Source organism: Aquimarina litoralis (genome assembly GCF_039523995.1).
GTDB lineage: Bacteria > Bacteroidota > Bacteroidia > Flavobacteriales > Flavobacteriaceae > Aquimarina > Aquimarina litoralis.
The window spans coordinates 852706-875033 of the sequence record NZ_BAAAGE010000003.1; the positions used below are offsets into that span (position 1 = coordinate 852706).

Genomic DNA, 22328 nt, shown 5'->3' on the forward strand with positions numbered 1-22328 from the left:
TGCATTCATTTTTTAAAAGTCTAAATTAACTCCGAATTGGTAAGTTCTAGGTCTTGGATAGATTGTTTGATCGAAACCGCTACTAATTTCTGGATCAATACCTGTGTAATCTGTAATGATAAGTACATTGTTAACAGTTCCAAATAGCTTCATATCTATATTCTCGTAATTCAAGAAATTTTTAAAAGTATATCCTAAAGAAATGTTATCTAATTTTAGGAAAGAAGCATCCTGAATATAATAATCAGAAGAAAATCTATCAACACCACCGTCAAAGAAGTTTGTTTGTAATAGATCCGTAGTAGTATTAGATAATGTATTTTGGAAATTCAAGATTCTTCTACCATTACTTCCTGCATCTACAAAGTTGTAGTTGTAGTTACCAACACTTCCTCTCCAGAACATACTAAAATTCCAGTTTTTATAATCCAAAATCGTGTTAAATCCATAGAAGAAATCAGCTGCAGGCTTTCTGTAGATATACTTATCTTTTTCATTAATGATATTGTCATTATTTCTATCTACGTAAGCTCCTTCCACTGGTACTCCATTCGCATCATACACTTGTTCAAAAACCCAATAAGAGTTCGGAGCAAAACCAACAGTCTGAATATTAATATTACTTCCTACAAAGCCAGTATTAAAGAATCCTTCAAAATTTGGATTATCTACAGCAAATAATTCTGTAACCTCACCTCGTTGGAAAGTAATATTACCCCCAATTTGCCATCTTAAATTATCATTTTGTATAGGAACTATATTTAAAGAAAGTTCTAATCCTTCATTGGTTAAGTTTCCTAAATTTACATCATCCTGATTTGATAAACTACCACTAGGAAGAGCCGCTACGAATAAAAGATCATCAGTTTCTTTTCTATACAAATCAACTGATCCAGAAATTCTACCATCATATAATCCATAATCCAAACCAACATTATATTGGGTAGTAGTTTCCCATGTTAAATCTGGATTGTACGGTAATGCCAATCCAGTAGATACAAAAATTGGAGTCCCATCAGCTTCTTGACCGATTTGGTATTGTGATTGTGGATCACTTGTTAAAATTCTTGCAAGTGACGGTGTTGCATCACCAATACTCTGCTGTGGTGTTACCCCATAACTCACTCTAAATTTCAATTGAGAGATTAGATTAGAATTTTTTAAGAAATTTTCGTTATGCGCATTCCAAGAAAATGCTCCGGATGGACTGTTAGTCCATTGATTTTGTAATCCAGAGAATCTAGAAGTAGCATCTCGTCTAAAACTTCCAGTAAAGATATACTTATCAGCAATCGAAATGGTTGCTCTACCAAAGAAACCAAGTAAAACTTCTCTTGGATTGTTAAATGGATTGTCTATTTCAATTAGATCAAAACCTCTGCTGAAATTACTTCCGCTATCCAAAAACTTTTGGTAAGAATAACCTGCTGTTACATCGAATATAGTATTCAACGCTTCAGAGTCTTTACGATAGTTTAGATAGAAATCAAATAATAAGTTTTCTCTTTTTTGTAAAGATCTGCTAAAACTATCATTTCCAGTTCTAGCAGCGTTAGCAACGGACTCAGCAGATGTTGTGTTTTCTGTTTTTGATGTTGCTATTTCATAACCAACATTCATGTTAGCTCTTAATTCTGGTAAAAAGTGAAATTTATAATCTATCTCTAAGTTTCCTAAACTTCTAAATACAAGACCTCTGCTGTCGCTTTGCTCAAGTGCTGCTACTGGGTTTTGTCCAGCTAAAGCGATTGGGTTTCCACTAGAATCTAACCATTGAAAGTAATTTCCAAAATCGTTGTCTTGGAAAACAGGTTGAGTCGGATCAAATCCAAGCGCCGCACCAATATTTGTTGTAGCATAAGTGTAATCTTCAACTGCAGTTTTGATATTACTATTAATTTTTAGATGGTTGTCGAAGAATTTCGTACGAATATTAGCGGATAGAGATGTTCGATCTAATTGATCTGTTTTAATCAATCCTTCTTCGCTTAGTAATCCTAAAGATATTCTGTAGTTGATCCAGTCATAACCACTCGACAAACTAATATTGTGGTTGGTAGATACAGCATTTTGAAGAATTTCATCTTGCCAATCTGTATTTTCTGTCCCTAATAAGTCAATTTGTGCTTGTGATCCGTTAGCAGTTACATACTCTCTAAATTGATCTGCATCTAAAGCTTCAATTTTATCTACGATTTCGGAAAAAGTAACGTTACCGTTATAATTAAATTTTAATTTCCCATCTGTATTTGTTCCCTTCTTTGTAGTAATGATAATCACACCATTAGAAGCTCTAAATCCATAAATTGCTGTCGCCGAAGCATCTTTAAGTACCGTAAATGATTCAATATCATTAGGGTTAATGGAGTTTAAGTTGTTTCTTGTTCCCCCAGGTCCAGGATCTAAAGGAATACCATCAACAATGATAAGTGGGTTATTAGAAGCGTTTAAAGAGGAACCACCTCTAATTCTAATTGTAGATCCTTCTCCAGGAGCTCCGCCATTATCAATCACCGTAACCCCAGCAGTACGACCTTTAATCAATTGATCAGGTGAAGCATTTACACCCTGATTAAAATCATCTGCAGTTACAGTACTTACGGAACCAGTTAGGTCTTTCTTACGTACCGAACCATAACCAATAACTACTACTTGTTCTAGTTCAGCAGCGTCTTCTTGTAAAACAACATCAATTCTATTGTTTCCAACATATGTAAATTCTTGTGCAACGAAACCAACATAAGAGAATTCAATAATATCTCCATTGTTTATACTTTTAAGAGAATAGTTACCATCAAAATCTGATGATGTCCCATTTGTTGTCCCCTTAATTATGATATTCACACCGGGAATCGGTTGACCATTTCCAGCATCAGTTACAGTACCGGTGACTGTCGACTGTGCAAAAAAGCTCATTGGTATCAACCACAATAAAAACAATGCGCTTTTAGTAAATGTTTTCATATAATATTAAATTAGTTTTTAATTGTTTTTAGCCTTATATTTTCACTTTCTGAGAACCAATGTATGTAAAATCTGTGTTAAATTTCAGGTACGGTGTAGCCGTAACCTTACGAAAACGTTTGCGTGTGGATAACTTTTAAAATTCTGTTAAAATTTTAAGGGTAATTGTGATCATATCGCATATTTTCGCATTAAAATTTAGCTTTTAATAAAAATTCAAGGGAAATGAAGCAAAAAGTTACGTTAAAACAAATAGCAAAAGAGCTCGATGTATCCATCTCTACAGTGTCAAAAGCATTAAAAGATAGCGTAGAAATTAGTCTCGATACTCGACAAAAGGTAAAAGCTTTCGCTAAGTTGTATAATTACAAACCTAACAACATTGCGCTGAGTCTAAAAAACCGAAAAACCAAGACTATAGGAGTGATTATTCCAGAGATTGTTCATCATTTTTTTACCACTGTTATTGGAGGGGTAGAAAAGGTTGCAAATGAAAAAGGATATAATGTAATCATTTGTTCGTCTAATAATTCCTTTGATAAAGAGGTGATCAATTTAGAAATGCTAGCCAGTGGTAGTGCAGATGGATTTATCTTATCTGTGGCAAAGGAAACACAACAAAAGAAGGACTATCATCATATCGAAGAGACGATGAGTCAAGGAATGCCAGTAGTGCTTTTTGATAGAATTATAGATGAACTCGTTTGTGATAAGGTGATTATAGATGATGGTAAGGGAGCGCAAACGGCTACAAATCATCTACTTTCTTTGGGCTGTAAAAAAATTGCAATTATTACAACTGTGGATTATATCAGTGTTGGAAAACTTAGAACTAACGGATATTTAAGAGCGCTTCGAGCATACGATATTACTGCTAGAGAAGATTATATCTTAAAGATAGAAGATATAGATAACTGCGAATCTGAAATATCTAGCTTTTTGAAAGATAAAGAGGTAGATGCAATTTTTGCTGTGAATGAATTATTTGCGGTTACAGCAGCAAGAGTTTTACACGAACAAGGTAAAAAAGTCCCGGATGACGTTTCTATAGTTGGATTCACCGATGGCATTTTGTCTAAACATTTTATTCCAAGTTTAACGACTATCAGTCAGCATGGAGAAGAGATGGGGATTAGAGCTGCGAAGTTGCTTATTGATAAGCTAGAAGGAGAAGATGACGTTCCTGAAGAATATAAAACCGTTATTATAGATACTAGCTTAATCCAAAGACAATCAACAAAAAAATAACACACTAAAATTATTTTATTTAAAATAATATAATATATTTGACCTCTATCAGAACTTATATTTTCACTTTCTACTAACATAAGTTTTGATAAGTGTACGCGCTTATCATAGTAATTATTAAAGATTTACTTAATGAACAAGCGTAAGCTAAGTTTCTGGGAAATATGGAACATGAGTTTCGGTTTCTTAGGAATACAAATGGGTTTTGCTTTACAAAATGCAAATGCCAGTAGGATACTTCAGATTTTCGGAGCTGATGTTCATGAATTATCATGGTTTTGGGTTGTAGCACCTTTGACAGGGTTGATTGTGCAACCTATTATTGGATATTACAGTGATAAAACATGGACACGTTTAGGTCGAAGAAGGCCTTTTTTCCTTACAGGAGCAATTCTTGCATCCATAGGGTTGCTGCTAATGCCTAATGCAGATATGTTCACCGCGTTCTTACCTTCATTATGGGTTGGTGCCGGGATGTTAATGATCATGGATGCTTCTTTTAATGTTGCTATGGAGCCTTTCCGGGCTCTTGTTGCCGATAATCTTCCATCCGATCAGCGAACTCTTGGTTTTAGTGTTCAAACTATTTTAATTGGTATTGGAGCAGTTATTGGATCTTGGTTACCTTATGTGATGGCAAACTGGTTAGGTATTTCTAATGAAGCACAAATCGGAGAAGTTCCTTTTCATCTACTTTTATCTTTTATTATTGGGGCAGCAGTATTAATAGGAAGTATACTATTAACTGTTTTTACTACAAAAGAATATTCTCCAGAAGAATTAGCAGCATTTGAAAATGATGAAGAAGGTTTAGAGGAAGAACAATCTTCCTTAATGAACATTTTTTCGGATTTTAGAAAAATGCCATTGACTATGAAACAATTGAGCGGTGTTCAGTTTTTTTCTTGGTTTGGTCTTTTTGGAATGTGGGTTTTTTCCACACCTGCTATAGCACATCATATCTATGATTTACCACTTAGTGATCATAGCAGTGAGGCTTATCAAAATGCTGGAGATTGGGTTGGAGTATTATTTGGGGTTTATAATGCTGTTTCCGCAGTGTTCGCATTCTTTTTACCATACATAGCGTTAAAAATAGGTAGAAAACTAACTCATGCTGTATCTTTGATAATCGGTGGCTTAGGTCTTATTTCCATTTATCTAGCTCCAAACGAAGATTGGTTGATACTTTCTATGGTTGGTATTGGAATTGCTTGGGCAAGTATTTTAGCAATGCCTTATGCAATACTAGCGGGTTCTATTCCTGCGAAAAAAATGGGAGTTTATATGGGGATATTTAACTTCTTTATTGTACTGCCTCAGATTATAAACGCAATTATAGGAGGACCTGTAGTTAAATATTTTTATGGAGGAAATCCAATTTATGCTTTAGTAATTAGTGGTGTGTCTTTTATTATCGCAGCATTATTAGTTATTAGGGTAAGAGATGTTGACGATACTTTAATTAATACAAAAAGTTAAAAAGAATGACGAAAAAAGCATTCATATTTGATCTTGATGGTGTCATTGTAGACACTGCAAAATACCATTTTCTGGCATGGCAAAATTTAGCCAATACACTAGGTATATCTTTTTCTGAAGAACAGAATGAACAATTGAAAGGAGTTAGCCGAATAAAATCCTTAGAGAAAATTTTAGAATGGGGAAATAAAACAATTTCAGAAGAAGAGTTTACGACCTTAATGGCTAAAAAGAATGAGGAGTATCTAAATTATATAGAAACGATGGATACCTCTGAAATTCTGCCCGATGTTCCTAGAGTTTTAGAATATCTTTTAACCGAAGAACAAGCTATAGCTCTGGGTTCTGCCAGTAAAAATGCAAGAGTGATTCTTGATAAGGTATTATTAAAAGAGAAGTTTCATGCTATCGTGGATGGTACCGATGTAACCAAAGCAAAGCCAGATCCTGAAGTATTTTTGATTGGGGCACAAAAGTTAGGAGTAGCACCTAAAAATTGTGTTGTTTTCGAAGATTCTGTAGCAGGTATTCAAGCAGCTAATATAGCCAATATGATAAGTATTGGTATTGGAGATCCAAAGGTGTTACACGAAGCAGATTATGTATTTAAAGATTTTACTGAAATAAAAGAAGAATTCATTAACCAATTAGTTACAACCGAAAAATAATGAGAATAATTTGAGAAATTTCCTTGGGATCATAAATACTCGGGTAGTTTTTCAAACAACTAAAAATTAAAAAAGAGAACCGATGAATCAGGATTATATTAAACCAGATAACTGGTCGATAATTGAAGAAGGATTTGATGTAGAAAGAGTTAAATCCTCAGAAAGTCTTTTTAGTATTGGTAACGGAGCCATGGGGCAACGTGCAAATTTTGAAGAGACGTATACAGGCCCTACTTTTCAGGGAAGTTACATTGCAGGAGTATATTATCCTGATAAAACCCGAGTTGGTTGGTGGAAAAACGGATATCCAGAGTATTTTGCTAAAGTTTTAAATGCTCCGAATTGGATTGGAATTGATGTAGAAATCAATGGAGAGAAACTTGATCTTCATAGGTGTAAAGTTGTATCAGATTTCCGCAGAGAGTTAAATATGAAAGAAGGTTGGTACCAACGTTCTTTTAAAGCTATTCTTAGAAATAATACAGAAGTATCTGTAAAGTCTACTCGTTTCCTTAGTCTGGATTTAGATGAAGTAGGAGCGATCAAGTATGAAGTTACTCCATTAAATGAGGAAGCAGTTATCAGTTTCAAACCTTATATAGATGCTGGAATCACCAATGAAGATAGTAACTGGGATGATAAATTTTGGGATACTTATGAGGTGTCTCATAAAGGAAATGCTGCTTTTATTTCATCTAAAACAATGAAAACGGAATTCCATGTTTGTACAGGAATGTTAAATCAGTTGTTTTTAGACGGAGAGTTGCAGGATGTTTACCCAGTTGTAGAAACTAATAAAACCCTAGCTAGTTTAGGGTATGTAGTAACCGCTAAACAAGGAAAAACTGCTGTTTTATGTAAGTTCGGTGGGTATACGGTATCTCTGAATCATAAGAAAGAAGATATTGCTTCTGCTAGTGGAGCGGTACTTAAGCAAGCTTCAGAATCAGGGTTTGATGCACTTTTGGATTTACAAAAGAAAGCTTGGTCTCGCATATGGGAAATGGCAGATATTGTTATAGATGGAGATGTGAAAGCTCAGCAAGGAATACGTTTTAACATTTTTCAACTAAACCAAACATATCTGGGAAAAGATGCTCGTTTAAATATTGGTCCAAAAGGATTTACTGGAGAAAAGTATGGAGGAAGTACCTACTGGGATACTGAAGCATACTGTATCCCTTTCTATATGGCCACAAAAAATCAGCAAGTTGCTCGTAGCTTACTAAAGTACAGATATAATCACCTGGAAAAAGCCATAGAAAATGCTGAAAAACTAGGTTTTACAAACGGCGCTGCTTTGTATCCAATGGTTACTATGAATGGAGAAGAGTGCCATAACGAATGGGAGATCACTTTCGAAGAGATTCATAGAAATGGAGCGATGACATTTGCAATCTATAACTACCTGCGTTATACAGGTGATTACAGTTACATTCCTGAAATGGGACTGGAAGTGATGATAGGGGTAGCAAGATTTTGGCATCAGAGAGCAACATTTTCTACTGATAAAGAAAAATATGTTATTCTTGGAGTAACAGGACCAAATGAATATGAAAATAACATCAATAACAATTGGTATACAAATTACTTAGCGAAATGGTGTATTGAGTATTGTGTAGAAAATATCGAAAAGGTAAAGTCAGATTATAAAACTGATTACGATAGGATTATTGCCAAAACAAAGCTTGATCAAAAAGAAATTGATCAAATGCTAGAAGTAGCAGAAAAGATGTATTTCCCATATTCAGAAAAACATCAAGTATATCTTCAGCAAGATGGTTTCTTGGATAAAGAGTTAATTACCGTTGAAAATCTAGATAAATCTCAACGTCCTATTAACCAAAAATGGAGTTGGGATAGAATCTTAAGATCTCCTTACATCAAGCAGGCAGATACATTGCAAGGTTTTTATATGTTTGAAGATCATTTTACCAAAGATGAGTTAGAACGTCATTTTGACTTCTACGAACCTTTTACAGTGCATGAATCTTCACTTTCGCCTTGTGTTCATAGTATACAAGCAGCGGCTTTAGATAGAATGGATCAAGCTTATACATTTTATCTTAGAACATCAAGATTAGATCTTGATGACTACAATAAAGAAGTAGAAGAAGGATTACATATTACAAGCATGGCAGGTACCTGGATGAGTATCGTTGAAGGTTTTGGTGGTCTAAGAGTTAAAAATGACACATTATCTTTTGCGCCTAGAATTCCAAAAGAATGGAAAGGATATACTTTTAATGTTAATTTTAGAGGAAGTATCTTAAAAGTAAACGTTTCTCAAGATGGTACTACCTTTAATCTTGAAGGAGAAAAAGACCTGTTGATATATGTAGATGGTAAGGAGTTTACCATTTCTCCAAACAGTTTAATGAGTGTTTAACTCATTTATTTAAATGAATTAGTGATACCCCAAAAGCGAAAGTTTTTGGGGTATTTAATTCAATTCTTTATTAAGATAGGGATCCTAATTAAATAATACAAATCAAAAATTTACACCATGAAGAACATTCTAACCATGCTCTTTGGGTTAATCGTTTCATTAACCTTCGGGCAAATAGAAAAAATAGAGCCTCCATTTTGGTGGAGTGATATGAAATCTAGCCAACTACAGCTAATGTGCTATGGTAAAAATATAGCAGAACATGATGTTGAGAGCAAAACAGTAACTATTACCGAAGCTACCAAAACAGAGAATCCTAATTATCTTTTTGTTACCATAGAGACTAAAGGAGTCGAGCCAGGTGAAGTAATTTTAGATTTTACAAAAAACAAGAAGATTGTTTTCTCACAGCCGTATGAATTAAAACAAAGAAGAGAAGGTTCTGCTGACCGAAAAGGATTTGATAGTAGTGATGTTATGTATTTGATCATGCCAGATCGATTTGCAAATGGAAACCCGTCTAATGATTCACATAAAGATACCGTAGAAAAGGCAGATCGGTCTAAACCAGGTGGAAGACATGGAGGAGACATCCAAGGTATTATTGATCATTTGGATTACCTTAATGAGCTTGGGGCTACAGCGATTTGGAGTACACCTTTATTAGAAGATAATGAGCCTATATATTCATATCACACCTATGCACAGAGTGATCTTTATAAAATTGACCCTAGATATGGTACAAATGACGACTATAAAAGATTAGCAACCGAAATGCATAAATTAGATATGAAGCTAATTATGGATTATGTTACGAATCATTGGGGTTCAAAACATTGGATGATCAAAGATTTACCTACAAAAGATTGGATTCACCAGTGGCCAGAGGGTTTTAGAAGAAGTAACTATCGAATGACCACTCAATTTGATATCAATGCTTCTAAAATAGATGCTAAAGGATGTATGGATGGGTGGTTCGACACGACTATGCCAGATATGAATCAGAGTAATCCATTACTTCTTCAATATATTACGCAGAATGCCATTTGGTGGATAGAATATGCAGATTTAGATGGGTTTAGAGTAGATACTTATTCATACAATGATAAAGAAGGAATTGCTAAATGGACGAAAGCAATTATGGACGAGTATCCTAATTTCAATATTGTTGGTGAGGTATGGATGCATGATCAGGCACAAATGGCGTATTGGCAAAAGGATAGTAAAATAGGAGCTATCGACAACTTCAATTCTCACCTTCCATCAGTAATGGATTTTACTTTGCATGATGCCATTATGGTTATGTTTCACGAAGAAGGAAATTCTTGGGATAAAGGAATGATAAGAGCGTATGAAAATTTTACAAATGACTTTTTGTATCCGGATATTAATAATATTCTACTTTTTGCAGGTAATCATGATACCAATAGAATCAATGAAATATATCAGAGTGATATTAGTAAGTACAAGATGGCCATGAGTCTTATTTTCACTACTAGAGGTATCCCTCAGATCTATTATGGAGATGAGATAGGCATGTTAGGAAACCGAGATAAAAAAGGAGATGGTGATATTCGTAGAGACTTCCCTGGAGGTTGGCCAGATGATAAAAGAAGTGCATTTGTGTCTGAAGGGGAAAAACAGAAGACGGCTGGTAGAACTAAGGATGAAGAAGCCTTTCATGCCTTTACAAAAAAGGTACTGAATTGGAGAAAAAATAGCGAAGCTATACATAAAGGGAAACTCTTACAATATATCCCTTTTGACAACGTGTATGTTTATTTTAGGTATACCGAAAAGGAACGTGTTATGGTGATTATTAATAATAATTCTGAAGATCAAAAGCTTGATATTAAAAGATTTAAAGAAGGTTTAGAAAATCACAAAGTAGGGAAAGATATTATTACGGACAATACTATTGATTTGACCGAAAATATAGAGATACCTTCCAGAACATCCATGATACTTACATTACAATAATAAATCAAAATCAAACTAGAACAAATGAGAAGAATAATCTTAGGTCTTTTATTAGCAGGTATTGTAACTTCTTGCGGAAAGACGAAAAAGAAAGAAACCGTTGCAGAGGTCACAGAAACTATTACCGAGGAAGTAAAAGAGGAACTAGCACCAATAAGTAATGCAATGATGGAGAATGCTGTCATATATGAAGCTAACATAAGACAATATTCAGAAGAAGGGTCTTTTAAAGCTTTTACTAAAGACATTCCAACATTAAAAAATCTTGGAGTAAAAGTATTATGGGTAATGCCAATATATCCAATATCAACGACCAAAAGTAAAGGTCCGCTAGGAAGCTATTATGCTATTTCGGATTATACAAAAGTAAATCCTGAATTTGGAACTTTAGAAGATTTTAGAGATTTAGTAAAGACAGCTCATGATAATGGTATCTATGTAATATTGGATTGGGTTGCTAATCATACTGGTTGGGATCATGTTTGGTTAAAAGAACATCCAGAATTTTATACTAAAGATGATAAAGGTGAAATAACACATACGGTAGGAACTGATTGGACTGATGTAGCAGACCTTAATTACGATAATCAGGAGATGAGAGCAGAAATGGTAAAAGCTATGCAATATTGGTTAAAAGAAGAAGGAGTAGATGGTTTTCGTTGTGACGTAGCCGGAATGGTGCCTGTTGATTTTTGGGATGCTACTGTGGTTGAACTAAAGAAAATAAAACCAGTATTTATGTTAGCGGAAGGATGGGAGCCAGAATTGATGGAGAACGCATTCGATATGGGATATGGATGGGATACACATCATGTAATGAATCATATCGCAAAGGGAGAGAATACTGTAGCGGATTGGGACAAGAGAATGAAACAAGTAGATTCTATGTATGCTGCAGATGATATATTAATGAATTTTACTTCCAATCATGATGAAAACTCGTGGAATGGTACTGTGCAGGAAAGAATGGGAGATGCTAAAGAACTATTTGCAGCACTATCCTATGTAGCACCGGGAATGCCATTAATATATTCTGGACAAGAATATGATATGGATAAACGATTGTTATTCTTTGAAAAAGATACCATTATTAAAAAGAAAGGAGTGTTTTACCCATTATACGAAAAACTAGGTAAGCTAAAAAATGAAAATACAGCATTACACGGAGGAAAAAGTGCTGCTTCTTATGAAAGAATAAAAACTTCTGCTGATGATAAAGTTTTAGTATTTAAACGTGAAAAGGAAAACAATAAAGTGATTTTTGTGGCAAACATGACAAAACAACCTGTGAAGTTTACTGCAGAATATGAAGGAGAGTTTAAAGAATATCTTTCTGGTGAGTCTATAAAGGGTACAAAAGGGCAAGAATATGACTTAGATCCATGGCAATACTTAATTTTAATTGAGTAGTTAAGCTAGATAAAAGGAATTGTAAAAGCAGTGTTTTAGAAACACTGCTTTTTTGTTTTTAAATAATGATGGTGTTAAGGTTTCTAAATTGTAATCTAGTATACTTTATAAATATGAATTTGAAATGAAGATTATGAATTGATCATTTTTATTGAGTTATGTTATTTTATGATTAATTAAGGGAATTTTCCCTTTATTTAAAGGTGTTTCCTCAATAAAATGAAACAGTATTTCTATAATTTAGAGATTGAGATTTAGCTAAATCAATTATTTCTAACCATTAAACTTCATTTTAATTATGAAAACTCTTAAAACACTTTTATTCATTTGTTTTTTCGCTTTTAATTTTTCAGGGATCAATGCGCAAATTAAAATTGGTCAAGGGGTTACATCTCCTAATGATTGGGTTGATTACAACACGACGGGAATATATGTAGATGTTGATACCAAATCTTGTGGTTTTACTACGACACCTCATTATTTAGTAACCTTGGAATCCATAAGTAATAAAGGATTCCATTGGTATATTTCTGGGGTTCCTTCAATTTATAATACTACACCAACTGGTTTTAGAGTATATCTGAGATGGACAGATGCTCCATCCGATTTGCCTACTGTCGGATCTCTTAATTTTCCTAATCCTTTAAGAGCAAGTACGGCTCAGGATAGAGATTGGGTGATTCGTTGGACTGCTATAGAAATGCAAGATTGCTCACCATCTAGATTAGATAGTAGTGCAGTAAATACTATTTTTTCTGGTGCTTTTGGAAAAGATGGCGATATCTTACCCAAAGATAATAATGGGGGTGCGGTAAATAGTACTCCAGAGAATAATCTTAAAATATTTCCAAATCCTAGTAGTAATATTCTTAATGTAGAATACAAAGGAAGAATTGAAAAACACGAAATTTATAATTTAAACTTTCAATTATTAGGAACATATCATTCTAATACAATCGATATTAAGAAGTTTCCAAAAGGAAATTACTTATTAAAAACCTATACCTCTCAAGATGGAATAGTTACTAAACAATTTGTGAAGTAAAAATTTTATAAAGTTTATAATTTTAAGTTTAAAATTTTAAGGAACGGTTTATGAATGTAAGCCGTTTTTTGATTTTGTATGAATTATAAAGGAAATATACTCATGTTTATACAATTTTGAAATTTTACTTATTCCTTAACATTTTAGATATAAATATGTTAAAACCGTACCTTTTTTGTCAGCAATTACTGAATTTATTAACCGAAAACGTTTTAGATTTTGAGCAAATTAGGTTATTGTGATCAATAACAATAGATTTGGCTTCAATGATGGAAAAAGTGAAAAATATTGCGGTTCTAACTTCTGGAGGAGATGCTCCAGGAATGAACGCTGCCATTAGAGCAGTTGTTCGTGCATGTAGTTATTATGAGGTTGAATGTTTTGGTGTGTATAAAGGTTATGAAGGTCTTATACATAACGAAATGGAAAAACTAAATGCGCGTTCGGTAAGAAATATTATAAATAAAGGAGGAACTTTTCTAAAATCAGCACGTTCCAATGACTTCAGGACAGAAGAAGGTAGAAAAAAAGCCCATGATAATCTTATCAAAAACAGCATAGATGCTCTTATAGTAATAGGAGGTGATGGAAGTTTTACTGGAGCTTTAAAATTATCAGAAGAGTTCAATTTTCCGGTAGTAGGTATTCCAGGTACTATAGACAACGATATTAATGGAACAGATTATACAATTGGATATGATACTGCACTAAATACCGTTGTAGAAGCAATCGATAAAATACGAGATACGGCAAGTTCGCATAACAGATTATTTTTGATTGAAGTTATGGGAAGAGATGCAGGAGATATTGCTCTAAATGCAGGAATTGGAGCAGGAGCAGAGGAAATACTAATTCCTGAAGAAGATATGGGGATTGATAGACTTATAGAGTCCCTTAGAAAAAGTAAAAAAACAGGAAAGACATCTAGTATCATAGTAGTTGCTGAGGGAGATAAGTCCGGAAAGAATATTTTCGAATTAGGAGAATATGTAGAAGAAAATTTGGAAGATTATGAAGTTAGAGTTTCAGTACTAGGTCATATACAAAGAGGTGGTGCGCCAAGCTGTTATGATCGAGTTTTGGCAAGCAAATTAGGAGTGGGCGCCGTAGAAACTTTATTAGAGGGAAAAAGCCAGGTAATGATCGGAATTGTACACAAACAGGTTACAATTGTACCGCTTACCACAGCTTTAGGGAAAAGAACACATAAACATGATAGATTAATAAAAGTAGCTGATATAACTTCAGTTTAAATATAACCACGTTTTAAATCAAAAACAACTAAATTATTAAGTATGAGTACGTTAAAAATTGGAATTAACGGTTTCGGTAGAATTGGAAGAATTGCCTTTAGAATTGCTTCTAAACGCGAGAATGTAGAAATAGTAGCTATTAACGATTTGTTAGATGTAAATCACCTGGCTTATTTGTTAGAGTACGATTCCGTTCACGGAAAGTATGATGGTACTATAGCAGTAGAAGATGGGAAGTTAGTGGTAGATGGTAAAGCAATTCGTGTTACTGCAGAAAGAAACCCTGAAGATTTAAAGTGGGATGAAGCTGGAGTAGAAGTAGTAATGGATTGTACAGGTATTTTCACCACTTTAGATAAAGCAGATGCTCATTTAAAAGCAGGTGCTAAAAAGGTAGTGATTTCTGCACCTTCTGCTGATGCACCAATGTTTGTAATGGGAGTAAATCATAAAGATGTTAAACCAACAGATACTATTGTTTCTAATGCATCTTGTACAACAAATTGTTTAGCTCCTTTAGCTAAAGTAATCAATGATAACTTTGGTATAGAAGAAGGATTAATGACTACAGTGCACGCAGCTACAGCTACACAAGCAGTGGTAGATGCTCCTTCTAAAAAGAACTTTAGATTAGGAAGATCTTCTCTAAATAACATTATACCTTCATCAACTGGAGCTGCAAAAGCAGTTGGTAAGGTAATTCCGGAATTAAATGGGAAACTTACAGGAATGGCATTCAGAGTTCCAACGGCTGATGTTTCTGTAGTAGATCTTACTGTAAGAACCAAGAAATCTGTATCTTATGATGAGCTTAAGGCTGTAGTGAAAGAGGCTTCAGAAAATGAATTAAAAGGAGTACTGGCATATACAGATGAAGATGTGGTATCACAAGATTTTGTTGGAGAAGATCATACTTCTACTTTCGATGCGGGAGCAGGAATTGCTTTAAACGACAATTTCTTTAAGTTGGTATCTTGGTATGATAACGAATATGGATACTCATCTAAATTAGTTGATCTTTCATCCTACGTAGGAAACCTATAAGGAGTAATACATTATATTGCCCTGATTTCTAAGTGTTATTAGGGCTTTTTTCTTAGATATACATACACACACAACAAATTTTTTTTAAATGATTTTAATAGCTGATGGTGGTTCTACTAAGTGCGATTGGATTCTCCTTGATGATGTAGGGGAAATCGTGTTTAAAACGCGTACAGAAGGATTAAATCCTGCTGTATTTGAAAAGTCTTTGTTAGAAAAGCGAGTTCGGGCTAATGCCGAGTTAACCGAACATAGTACAACAATTGAGGCCGTTCACTTTTATGGAGCAGGATGTGGTACGGAGAAACCAGCTGCCATGCTAAAAAAAGTGTTTGAAAACTTTTTTGTCAATGCAGATGTTATTGTAAGAGAAGATATGGTAGCAGCCGTGTATGCTGCAACTACAGAACCTGGAATTGTGTGTATTTTAGGAACAGGTTCTAACAGCTGTTATTTCGATGGTGATAATATACACATGGCTGTAGATTCATTAGGTTATATTTTAATGGATGAAGCAAGTGGGAACTATTTTGGAAAACGGCTTATAAGAGATTATTATTACAAAAGGATGCCTCCGGAGGTGGCAGGAGAGTTTGAAAAACGTTTCGATCTCTCTTCTGATACTATAAAAGAAAATTTATACAAAAAAGAGAATCCTAATACCTATCTAGCGTCATTTGCAGAGTTTATTTTTACAAGTGAACGTAACGGATATTTTTATAAAATTATTACAGAAGGAATTCAGGAATTTGTGGAAACAAGGGTTTTGTGTTTCCCTGAAGCACAAAATGTACCAGTACACTTCATTGGATCTATTGCACATTTCAGTGAGGATATTATCCGAGCAGCGGTATGGCCTTATCATTTAACGGTTGGTAATATCGTAAGAAGACCAATTGATGGTATTATAGATTATTACCGCAATGATGTGATTCAGAAAAATCCAAATAACGTTTAGCTAATATAAGGTTACGTTGAAGAAAATTAAAAGAAGGAGAAATTAATGGTAATGTTCTAAAATTATCAGATTTTCTCCTTTTTCCATTTTCCATAAGCTGGCTACAAAAAAGTAAGACCCTTCAAAATCCTCGTAATCACAACCTACAAAATAATCATCATCATCTTTGATTATTTTTTCGCAGATATGTTTTTTCATTTCATTATGCCAAAAACTGTCATTCTCTTCTTGATCAATCCAATCTATTACATCCCTTTCGGAAATAATTCCTAGTTGTGTTTTGTTGTCCGAAATTAGTTTTTCAACCTCTTTTTCCTTAAGATATTTAACAAACTTTTTACTAATGGTCTCTTCCTTCCAAATTCTTTTGGAATCCCAGTTCATTAAATACTTTATGTTTTCCTTTGTTGTTTTCACTCTTCTTTTTTGGGGAATAATTCTGGGTAAAAGTATATATTTTATTTATTAAAATTGTAATTTAAGGTAATTCTTGTTCCTTTTTCGGGTGTACTACTTATAAATATTCGACCATCTATATAGTTCATTCGCTCTTTCATAAAAAATAGACCCATTCCGCCTTCGGCATTGTTTTTTGGCTTATCTGGTATTTTACTTAAATCAAATCCTTTACCGTTATCTTCAATACTTATACTTAAAACGGATTCTGAGCTATTTATTGTAATGAGTATATATTCGGAATTAGCATATTTAATAGCATTATTTACTGCCTCTTGTGTTACCCTATATAAATTGGTTTCCACTAATGAATCAAAACGAATATCTGTGTCAGATGTGTCTTCAAGAATGATGTTTTTGCTGGTTAGTTTGGTTAATTCTTTTGCCATTTTCTGAAGGGCAATACTAATACCATAATCTTTTAATTCTGGAGGTGTAAGATTAAAGGTGGCAGTTCTAATTCCAAGAATCAGATCTTTTGATAATTTCTTTAATCCTTCAATTTTTTGATTTGTTTTCTCTACATTCTCCGTATTAATCGATTCTATATTAAATTTTAATGCAGTAAGCATTTGGCCAATACTATCATGAATTTCTTTGGCAATTCGTTTTCTTTCCTCTTCTTGTGCTTCTACTATCTGACTGGCATTTGATTTTTGTAATTCCTCTTTTTGTCGATATTCTAAATCTGTTAACCTTTTAATTTCTAATTGAGCTTCTTTTCTTTTAGAAATATCAGAACAAAGAACCAACCTCTCGCTATTACCAGATTCCTTAAATACATTAAGGATTGAAATATCTAACCACATTTTTTGACCTTCGCTCGTGGTAAATTCAAATTCTTCATTAAAAACACCACCTTTGTTTTGTGCAATGAGAAGCAAAAGTCTATTGGTCTGTAATTCGCTTAATTTCATAAGTTCGACAAGGTTTTTTTGATCTACTTTTTGATCTACATTTAGAACTTTTCGAAATCGTTCACCTAAATTTTTAATAAATCCTTGTTCATTTACTCTGGCGTATAGTAATGTTTGATCTAATGCTTTAGTTAGAGAGATAAGTTCTTGTACATTTTCATTTTGAATTTTCCTCAGTTTTTCGGCATTTTTTGCCATATCAGTTGCATCTTTCTGGGAGATCAGTAGATCAAATATGGTCTTTTTAATACTTAGTGCTACAGGTCTAAATAATAGGAAAAACTCAAATACTAAGATTAAAATAATCAAACCAAATAGTAAATATTCTATCTGTTTAAGGCTTGAAATTTTTTCTTGTGCGTCTTTTTCATATCTAAAAACAATAGCATCCATTTGTTTTAGGAAAAGTGGCTCGTTGAAGATAACACTATTTAGATATGGGGTTAACATTTCATTGTTAACGGAATCATTTTGGGCTAATGAAACTATTTGTAAGCTGTTTTCATAAATAGTTTCGAAATAGGGTTGTAGAACCAAGAACATACGTTTAATTTCCGTACTATCATTTTTACCTTTAGGAATTGAATCATTATAGCGTCTTAATCTCTCGTGGGATGTTTTCCAAAGACTAATGGTTGCTTCTAGATCATTCAAATATCTTTTTTTTGATATAGAATTGGTAGCGTTACTAAGTAGTAATAGTTCTTTAGTAAGCTTTTGGCTTAACATTCTTTGTCTACCTGAAATATTAATGATTTTAGAATCATCAATCTGAGAATTAAGATAGCGTTGAATAAAAAATTGGCCACCAATAGTAAAAATAGCAATGGCACCTAGTGCAATAATATAGATTTTACTAAGGCGATTAAATGTTTGAAGATCTAATGACTCTAATTTATTCAATTTAAAAAAATTAACTGATCGCTTTTTGTATCAATTGCAGTCCTTTTTCGGTATATGATAACTGCAAAGCCGCTTCCTGTCCTCGTTCAGACATTTTTTTCCATGTTTTTTGCAATATATCTATGACTTTTTCGTCAGAATGCTTTTCGAAAAAGTCGGTATAGTAGAACTCTAAAAAAACCAAACAAATTACATCTTCTAAGATTTGGGTTCCTTCATCTTTTTTGAGTTTCTTTTTCTGTATTAAAAATGAAACTCTATCTATCATTTCTTGATCATACCCAACTTCTGACATGATTTCAGAAGTCTTAGCTGCATGAAACTTTTTCAGTTCTTCTCTCCATTTTAAATAGCCAACACGGTCCATTGGATACTGGTTTCGTGGTATTTCCCAGCGACATATATGTTGAGCTCTAGCTGCTATTTCTAATGCTTCAGAAGGGTTCTTTTCGAACTTAGAAAGTGTAGCACTCATTCTTTGTCCATAAATTAACTCTTTTGCTACCTGTTCCTTATTAACATTTTCAATATTCGGATCTTGAGCATTTAATTTATCGATAAGCGAAAAAACTTGGTCTAATTTTGTGGTTGGCATAAAAGTAAACTATGATTAGAATACTTGCTAATGTAAGGCTTTTATAAGAAATATAATATTGATTATTCTTCAAAACCGATAAATACGGTTCCGTCCTCTACCTTAACAGGGTATGTAGCAATGGCAGCTAAATCACCATTTAAATTTTCACCACTTTCTAAAGAAAATGTTTTTTTATGCATCGGGCAAGCAACTTTCGGTATTCCTGAGTGATCTCCAATCATTCCTCTACTAAGAACCATTTCCATTTTGTGAGGACACACATTTTGACACGCATACCATGCATTTTTTCTTTCAAAATTAAAGACAGCAATCTGTTTTCCTTTGTATTTAACGCAAGCACCTCCGTTTTTTGGGAAATCTTCTACTTTAGCTGCTTCAAACCAAACTTTTACACTCTCTAAACTAGTAGTCTTGTATATTTCTAAAATTTCTTCCATACTCTTACTATTTTGCATACTTGTTAGACTCATTTCCTGGATAGTCTACTTCCAATGTTGCGGCATTTTTTGATCTCTTAATGGAACGAATACCAAGTTGTCATCGGTATCATCACTATTTACAAAATGATTGAAACGTTTCATGATTTCTTCATCCTGTATGGCTTGAGTCCATTCACATTGGAAAGAATCAACCAGCTTTGCCATTTCATTTTCAAGTTCTTCCGCTAATTGTAGTTTATCGTCTACAACAACTTCTTTTAAATACTCAATTCCACCTTCTAAATTGTCTAACCACTTTGCAGTTCTTTCTAGTGGAGCTGCAGTTCTGATGTAATACATCAAGAATCTGTCGATGTATTTGATTACAGTTTCATTATCTATTTGTTCTGCTAATAATTCTGCGTGTCTAGGATTCGCTCCACCGTTTCCACAAACGTATAAATTCCATCCTCCTTCTACTGCGATGACACCAAAATCTTTACATCTCGCTTCGGCACATTCTCTAATGCATCCAGATACACCTCCTTTTATTTTGTGAGGAGATCGTAATCCTTTATAACGTTCTTCTAATTCTATAGCGAAGCTTACACTTTCATCCATTCCGTATCTGCACCAAGTAGATCCAACACAACTTTTTACTGTTCTAAGAGATTTACCGTATGCATGTCCACTTTCAAAACCATGATCTATTAAATCTTTCCAGATTAACGGTAATTGATCCAATCTAGCTCCAAAAAAGTCTACTCGTTGACCACCTGTAATTTTTGTATATAAATCGTATTTTTTTCCAACTTCTCCAAGAACAATAAGTTTTTCTGGAGTAATTTCTCCTCCGGGAATTCTAGGTACTACAGAATACGTTCCATTTCGTTGAATGTTTGCTAGAAAACGATCATTAGAATCTTGAATTGCTATTTCTTCATTGGCTGTATCGGCATATAAACTCGCCATAATAGACGCAATTACAGGTTTACACACTTCACATCCATCACTTTTACCATATGCATTCAGTACTTCATCATAAGTTCTATAACCTTTTACTTTAATAATATCATAAAGTTCTTGTCTGTTATAATCAAAATGTTCGCAGATGTTGTCTTTTACTTCTTTTCCTAATGAAGTCAAGGTAGCATTTACTAAATCTTTTACCATTGGTTTACATCCACCACATCCTGTTCCAGCTTTTGTACATGAAATTACTTCTCCAAGGTCATTAGCTTCTCCACTTTCAATAGCACCACATATTTGTCCTTTGGTAACACTCTCGCAAGAACAAATCTGAGCATCATCGGGTAGATCCATTACATCACCTAAAAGAGCACCTCCATCAGCACCTCTGCTTCCTAAGATAAGATCTTCCGGCTCTTCAGGAAGTTTTAAACCATTAATATAAATTTGAAAAAGAGAATTATAATCTGAAGAATCTCCAACTAAAATACCACCTAATAGTTTAGTCCCATCTTTAGAGACGTTGATTTTCTTGTAAACTCCTTTGCGTTTATTTTCATAGGTAATCTCATCTATTTCTTTTTTCGCTTCATTTAGCGCATCTCCAAAACTAGCAACCTCGGTACCAATCAATTTTAATTGAGTAGACATATCAATATATTCTGGCATTTCGCTAGTGCCGCCGGTAATTTGATCAACAGCAATTTCTGCCATATCATAACCAGGAGCTACCAATCCATAAATCATACTATTTAATAAGGCGCATTCTCCTATGGCATAAATGGATTCATCCGAAGTCTGCATTTGTTGGTTTACTACAATTCCTCCTCTGGTTCCTACTGCTAATCCAGCTTCTTTTGCGACTTCATCACGAGGTCTTATACCAGCAGAAACCACTAACATATCTACTTTTAATTCGGTATCATCTATATATTGTAGTCCTTCAATCGCTTTTTTACCTTGTATAAACTTTGTTTGTTTAGATAGGTGTACTTGCAATCCTAAGCTTTCTATTTTAGCTTGTAGCATATCACTTGCTCCTTTATCCAATTGTCTTGGCATTAATCTAGGAGCAAATTCTACCACATGTGCATTTAGTCCAAGGTTTTTTACTGCATTGGCAGCTTCTAAACCTAATAACCCTCCACCAAGAACTGCGGCTTCTGTTTTGCCTTGAGCTTTTAATTTTTTTGCGTATGCTTCTGTAGCTTCTAAATCTTCAATTGTTCGATATACAAAAACACCTTCTTTATCAACACCTTCAATCGGAGGAACGAAAGCGGAAGATCCAGTGGCTAAAACGAGATAGTCATAGGAATAAGTATCACCACGATGATTGGCTACTGTTTTGTGTTCTCTATTGATTTCAGTAATCATTTCTGAAATATGAAGATCTATGTTATTTTCTTCATACCAACTGGCTGTTGACATACTTAGGTCTTCAGCAGTTTTACCATCGTAAAATTCACTTAAATGTACTCTGTCGTAAGCTCGTCTTGGTTCTTCCCCAAATACGATTAACTTATAATCATTAAACTTTTCTGAGGCTACAAACTTTTCGCAAAACTTATAACCTACCATTCCGTTACCTATTACTACAACCTTCTTCATTAGTTACGTATTTA

16 protein-coding genes are annotated in these 22328 nt (G+C 33.8%); 10 read left to right on the top strand and 6 right to left on the bottom strand.

Annotated elements, in window-relative coordinates; genetic code table 11:
* Positions 1-12 precede the first annotated feature (12 nt).
* Complete coding sequence (locus tag ABD077_RS18025) at positions 13-2964, bottom strand: SusC/RagA family TonB-linked outer membrane protein (RefSeq protein WP_343913634.1); 2952 nt, start codon at positions 2962-2964, stop codon at positions 13-15.
* A 225-nt stretch (positions 2965-3189) separates the two neighbouring features.
* Between ABD077_RS18025 and ABD077_RS18030 the strand changes: the two genes are divergently transcribed.
* The 10 genes from ABD077_RS18030 to ABD077_RS18075 all read left to right on the top strand — a co-directional run bounded on the left by ABD077_RS18030 (position 3190) and on the right by ABD077_RS18075 (position 16441).
* Positions 3190-4212 carry a LacI family DNA-binding transcriptional regulator gene (locus ABD077_RS18030; RefSeq protein WP_343913635.1) on the top strand — a complete coding sequence of 341 codons (1023 nt, stop codon included), beginning with the start codon at positions 3190-3192 and terminating at the stop codon, positions 4210-4212.
* A 132-nt stretch (positions 4213-4344) separates the two neighbouring features.
* Positions 4345-5694, top strand: a complete 1350-nt coding sequence (locus tag ABD077_RS18035; RefSeq protein WP_343913636.1) for an MFS transporter — start codon at positions 4345-4347, stop codon at positions 5692-5694.
* A gap of 5 nt (positions 5695-5699) precedes the next feature.
* The gene (gene pgmB / locus ABD077_RS18040; protein WP_299607050.1) at positions 5700-6362 is read left to right on the top strand and encodes a beta-phosphoglucomutase; all 663 of its coding nucleotides are present in this window, start codon (positions 5700-5702) and stop codon (positions 6360-6362) included.
* A gap of 82 nt (positions 6363-6444) precedes the next feature.
* Positions 6445-8751, top strand: a complete 2307-nt coding sequence (locus tag ABD077_RS18045) for a glycoside hydrolase family 65 protein (RefSeq protein ID WP_343913637.1) — start codon at positions 6445-6447, stop codon at positions 8749-8751.
* 117 nt (positions 8752-8868) lie between these two features.
* A complete protein-coding gene (locus tag ABD077_RS18050) occupies positions 8869-10731 on the top strand; it encodes a glycoside hydrolase family 13 protein (RefSeq protein WP_343913638.1) in 1863 nt (620 codons plus the stop codon).
* Positions 10732-10755: 24 nt separating this feature from the next.
* Positions 10756-12141, top strand: coding sequence for an alpha-amylase family glycosyl hydrolase (locus ABD077_RS18055; RefSeq protein ID WP_343913639.1), 1386 nt, complete (start codon positions 10756-10758; stop codon positions 12139-12141).
* A gap of 298 nt (positions 12142-12439) precedes the next feature.
* A complete protein-coding gene (locus tag ABD077_RS18060) occupies positions 12440-13186 on the top strand; it encodes a T9SS type A sorting domain-containing protein (protein ID WP_343913640.1) in 747 nt (248 codons plus the stop codon).
* Between the two features lie 266 nt (positions 13187-13452).
* Positions 13453-14439, top strand: coding sequence for a 6-phosphofructokinase (gene pfkA, locus ABD077_RS18065; protein ID WP_343913641.1), 987 nt, complete (start codon positions 13453-13455; stop codon positions 14437-14439).
* Positions 14440-14481: 42 nt separating this feature from the next.
* Positions 14482-15483, top strand: a complete 1002-nt coding sequence (gene gap / locus ABD077_RS18070; protein ID WP_343913642.1) for a type I glyceraldehyde-3-phosphate dehydrogenase — start codon at positions 14482-14484, stop codon at positions 15481-15483.
* Between the two features lie 88 nt (positions 15484-15571).
* Entirely contained in the window at positions 15572-16441 is an 870-nt protein-coding gene (locus ABD077_RS18075) for a BadF/BadG/BcrA/BcrD ATPase family protein (RefSeq protein ID WP_299607057.1), read from the top strand.
* Positions 16442-16483: 42 nt separating this feature from the next.
* Here ABD077_RS18075 and ABD077_RS18080 read toward each other — a convergent pair whose 3' ends face one another.
* The 5 genes from ABD077_RS18080 to nirB form a co-directional block, all read right to left on the bottom strand.
* A complete protein-coding gene (locus tag ABD077_RS18080; protein WP_299899180.1) occupies positions 16484-16858 on the bottom strand; it encodes a hypothetical protein in 375 nt (124 codons plus the stop codon).
* 41 nt (positions 16859-16899) lie between these two features.
* Positions 16900-18717, bottom strand: a complete 1818-nt coding sequence (locus ABD077_RS18085; RefSeq protein WP_343913643.1) for a sensor histidine kinase — start codon at positions 18715-18717, stop codon at positions 16900-16902.
* 10 nt (positions 18718-18727) lie between these two features.
* Complete coding sequence (locus tag ABD077_RS18090) at positions 18728-19312, bottom strand: DUF4202 domain-containing protein (RefSeq protein ID WP_343913644.1); 585 nt, start codon at positions 19310-19312, stop codon at positions 18728-18730.
* Between the two features lie 62 nt (positions 19313-19374).
* Complete coding sequence (gene nirD, locus ABD077_RS18095) at positions 19375-19752, bottom strand: nitrite reductase small subunit NirD (RefSeq protein ID WP_299607061.1); 378 nt, start codon at positions 19750-19752, stop codon at positions 19375-19377.
* A gap of 45 nt (positions 19753-19797) precedes the next feature.
* On the bottom strand, positions 19798-22314 hold the full coding sequence (gene nirB, locus ABD077_RS18100; RefSeq protein ID WP_343913645.1) for a nitrite reductase large subunit NirB: 2517 nt from the start codon (positions 22312-22314) through the stop codon (positions 19798-19800).
* Positions 22315-22328 lie beyond the last annotated feature (14 nt).